Source organism: Methanosphaera sp. (assembly GCF_016282985.1).
In the GTDB taxonomy this organism is placed as follows: Archaea; Methanobacteriota; Methanobacteria; order Methanobacteriales; family Methanobacteriaceae; genus Methanosphaera.
Window position 1 is genome coordinate 1 of sequence record NZ_JAEELZ010000104.1, and the last position, 3,592, is coordinate 3,592.

General features: G+C 31.3%; 5 protein-coding genes and 1 pseudogene. 5 read left to right on the plus strand and 1 reads right to left on the minus strand.

Features of this window, described 5'->3' with window-relative positions:
- Positions 1-237, minus strand: a pseudogene (locus QZZ11_RS06445) (integrase); the annotation flags it as partial.
- Positions 238-274: 37 nt separating this feature from the next.
- Here QZZ11_RS06445 and QZZ11_RS06450 point away from each other — a divergent pair.
- The 5 genes from QZZ11_RS06450 to QZZ11_RS06470 all read left to right on the plus strand — a co-directional run bounded on the left by QZZ11_RS06450 (position 275) and on the right by QZZ11_RS06470 (position 3,592).
- Entirely contained in the window at positions 275-442 is a 168-nt protein-coding gene (locus QZZ11_RS06450; protein WP_292474597.1) for a hypothetical protein, read from the plus strand.
- A 741-nt stretch (positions 443-1,183) separates the two neighbouring features.
- Entirely contained in the window at positions 1,184-1,489 is a 306-nt protein-coding gene (locus QZZ11_RS06455) for a hypothetical protein (RefSeq protein ID WP_292474598.1), read from the plus strand.
- Between the two features lie 154 nt (positions 1,490-1,643).
- On the plus strand, positions 1,644-1,829 hold the full coding sequence (locus QZZ11_RS06460) for a hypothetical protein (protein WP_292474600.1): 186 nt from the start codon (positions 1,644-1,646) through the stop codon (positions 1,827-1,829).
- Positions 1,830-1,846: 17 nt separating this feature from the next.
- Complete coding sequence (locus QZZ11_RS06465) at positions 1,847-2,269, plus strand: hypothetical protein (protein WP_292474602.1); 423 nt, start codon at positions 1,847-1,849, stop codon at positions 2,267-2,269.
- Between the two features lie 573 nt (positions 2,270-2,842).
- Positions 2,843-3,592 carry an XkdF-like putative serine protease domain-containing protein gene (locus QZZ11_RS06470; RefSeq protein ID WP_292474603.1) on the plus strand — a complete coding sequence of 250 codons (750 nt, stop codon included), beginning with the start codon at positions 2,843-2,845 and terminating at the stop codon, positions 3,590-3,592.

Below are 3,592 nucleotides of genomic sequence, written 5' to 3' on the forward strand. Positions count from 1 at the left end.
AGCCAATTCATCTAGAATATCCTCTATAGAACCGCCACTATGATAATCATCAGTTGCCCTAACAAAATCCCCAACAGCCAACGAAAGCGTTTCAGCCTTAGCACATCCGCTGCTGGAAATGAAAAGAACAACAGCTTTGAATGAAAGTCGGGAAATGGAACATACTTCCATAATATCTTTTTTAGTAGGCAAATCCTGATAAGAACTTAAATAGCCATTATCAAATTTAATATCCAAATAAGGCAATTCTATTTCAAAATGCCTGTAAAATGTCTTGACCCTGGAAAAGTATGTCCTGACAGTATTAATGGATAAATCCGAATCCAATAAAAAAGCCCTGAAATCCAATAATCTCTTCTTGATATTCCTATTTTTAAGTGGAACCATGCTTTCTTCATCTCTTATTGCATCATCAATCAAATCTTCCATAGCCATCTTATGAAAGGATTCATACTTCAAAATGGCAGACCTATACGATTTAATTGTACTGTTTTTAATGTTGCGATTACTACAAAAAACTTCAAACAAATCTTTCGATATCATATGATTAAATTAAGAAAAATAATACTTAAAAGATTAAAAGAACAAGAAAATAGTATTTAGTAGGACTTTTTCTTACAAAATATCAAATTTTATTTTGCTTTTTTAATAGAAATGAAAACTTGCTGGAGATGGGGCGAATATTATTGGCGTAAGGATATTATTAAGGAACGTTATATGGATTCTAATACTAGAAAAAAATTTATTAAAAGACATTGAACAACTTTTTGAAAATCCTAAATTTAATGTTGATAGACCTCATATTTACTCTAATAATTGGTCAAAAATGAATAATTTCTTAAAAAAAAATTAAATTATATGAGTTAGATAATAGGTTTTATAGTGAGTATAGGGATTTTGCATGGTATAGGAATCAAGCAGCGCAAGGTGATTATGTTGAATCTGTCAATTTTAATAAAATTAATACTTGGTAATTTAACTGTTGACTTAATGCAATGGTTAGAGCGCAATATCATAGATAATTCAAAGGGTTTAATTTCAGACTAATTTTTTCTATTTAAACTAAATCACCATCTTTATATACTACTGAACCCATAATAATATATACTAAAGTTTATATTATTTAGAATATACACACATAGATTTTATACAAACACTATTTTTTTATTTTATTTTAATTTTTTTGGAGGAATATTTAATGGCTGATGAAAAATACTTGAGAGCAGTAAAAGAAGGAGTTACCATAAAGGACTATTTCAATCCAGAATTCCTCGCTAACTTGGAATCTGCTTTTGAAGGTTTTGAAATCATCCCGGTAGGTTTAGCTTTTGCACTTGAAAAGGATGACACTCCAAAGGACACCATCAACATGCTCCATAGAAACGATGATGATGTCAACAATAACAGAATCATGATTGACCTGAATGATCCTGAGAACATGGAAATTATCTTGAAACTCTTAGATTCTGGTGATTCTGATGGTGACTAACATTATCAGATTCAATGACCGCTTGAAATCAAACTCCATAATCCCTTTTGGTCGCAAAGAGCATGGGGTGTTAATCACAGATTTCAACATCAACAAGATCATGTTTTTGGATAAGCTAAGGCAATTGGCCAAAATCCACCATTTAGGGGAAGTCATGTACGCTGTCAGTTATGAAGGCAATGTTGCTGAAAAGATTTTCTCAATTGATGTTCCTGAAGAGATGGACCTGGACGATGCGGAAATTGTCTATGACAAGATTATCGATGACATGATTGACTTTTCCAAGAAAACAAATACCTTTGATTTCTTCAAGGACATTCACATCATATTCAAATACTAGCTTTTCAGGGGTTTTGTATGCTGAATATTAAAAAATCCGAAGAATATGAATTGTATAGGACTGTTTTAAAACTGAATACCAGCAGGAATCAATTAATCCCTAAAGGTTATGGTTCTAGAGGAGTTTATAGCACAATCATCAGCAGGGCATATTACAGTGCATATTCCTTTTCTTTAATGTGGCTAATCGACAAGCATAATTTCAAATTTCGTAAGCCTTATGAGTTTGATGAGGATGAGAAGTACATTACAGAGCATACTCAAGTGTCAGATGCATTGAAGGAACATAAGGAATACAAATGCAGCGATAAACTCGTTGAAATGAAGGAATTAAGAAAAGATGCTGATTATCATCTTAACATTCCAATAACTGAAAGGCAGGTTGAATCCACCATTAAAAACATGGAATACATAATCAAAAATTTTATTCCAAAGTTTTGAAAAGAATTCCTTTTTTTCGTTTTGAAATCTCCAACTTTTGTATGTTTGTATGTATGTTTATGAAATTTTATAAGCGGTGATGACTATAATAATATTTAAATGTGAATTTTATACAATTTTTCTTTTTTTAGTTTTCTAACGCTCTCTCTAAAATTTTTTATACTATTTTTATCTGATATATTATTGTAACTAGATTTTCGTATTTAGTTGTTCTGTTAGGTCATTGCTAAGTAGGGCATTATTTTTAGCAATAATCTATTTTAATTGAATTGTCAAGATGTTACTCTTCACCACATTTATGGCGAATGATATTATGGGTCAGCTTGTGACAATTTTGTCATGGGTTGGCCTTTTTTTTATTTTTTATTTAACACTATTTTTTCATAAAACTATTTTTTTACAATTTTACTTATCGAGGAGTATTCCACTCTCTATTTCTTATTTAAACTAATCTCCTTTGAGTATCTAATTTTCCACTATGCATAGTGAAGAAACATAAAACTATGTTCTTCAAAATTATTTTTTTCACCAAAAAAATAGAATTTTTATAAAAATTTGTAGGAAAAAGACTCAGTGGGGAGTGTAGATACTATCATCAACATAATAGAAGAGACCAGGGACTACATCATAGTCACATTGCCAATATTCATACCAGACATTAGGGATTGTGAGTATGATCAAGGCGAAAAGCCCTTGACTGCAGAACAAATAAGAAAATTTGCAGAAGAATACCTGGACTGGAAGATAGTTGACCTGGAACATGAATTCCTTTACAACGGCCAAGTAATAGGAACATTAACAGAATCACATATTACAGCAAGGCCACAGACTGTAAAGTTCATAGACGGCACTCCACGTGAATATCCTACCGGCACATGGTTTGTTACATTAAAAATTACAGACCCTGATGTGATTCAAGGAATAAAAGATAGACACTACACTGGAGGCAGTGCAACCACTATCGAAAGAAAGGATGCAGAAAAATTAAGGAAACTATTACATAGTCATGTTCCCGCATCCACCAAGTCCCAGATAAAAAGGATAAAGATATCCGACATCAAGGACCCCGTAGTGATAACAATCAGCATAGTCCATTCACCTTGTGTTCCTCTAGCAAAATTTTGTAGTTTAAAAAACAACAATAAAAAGGTGTCACATATGACAAAAGAACTAAACGAACAATTAGAAGAAGAAACCAAAGGTTTCATAAACATACTAGGAGAAATCTTCGGAAGCATAAAAGTAAAAAAGAAAGAAAAATTTTATATTTATTATTTTTTTTTAAAATATTACTTTCCAATTCCTCTCTATAATTATTTATAA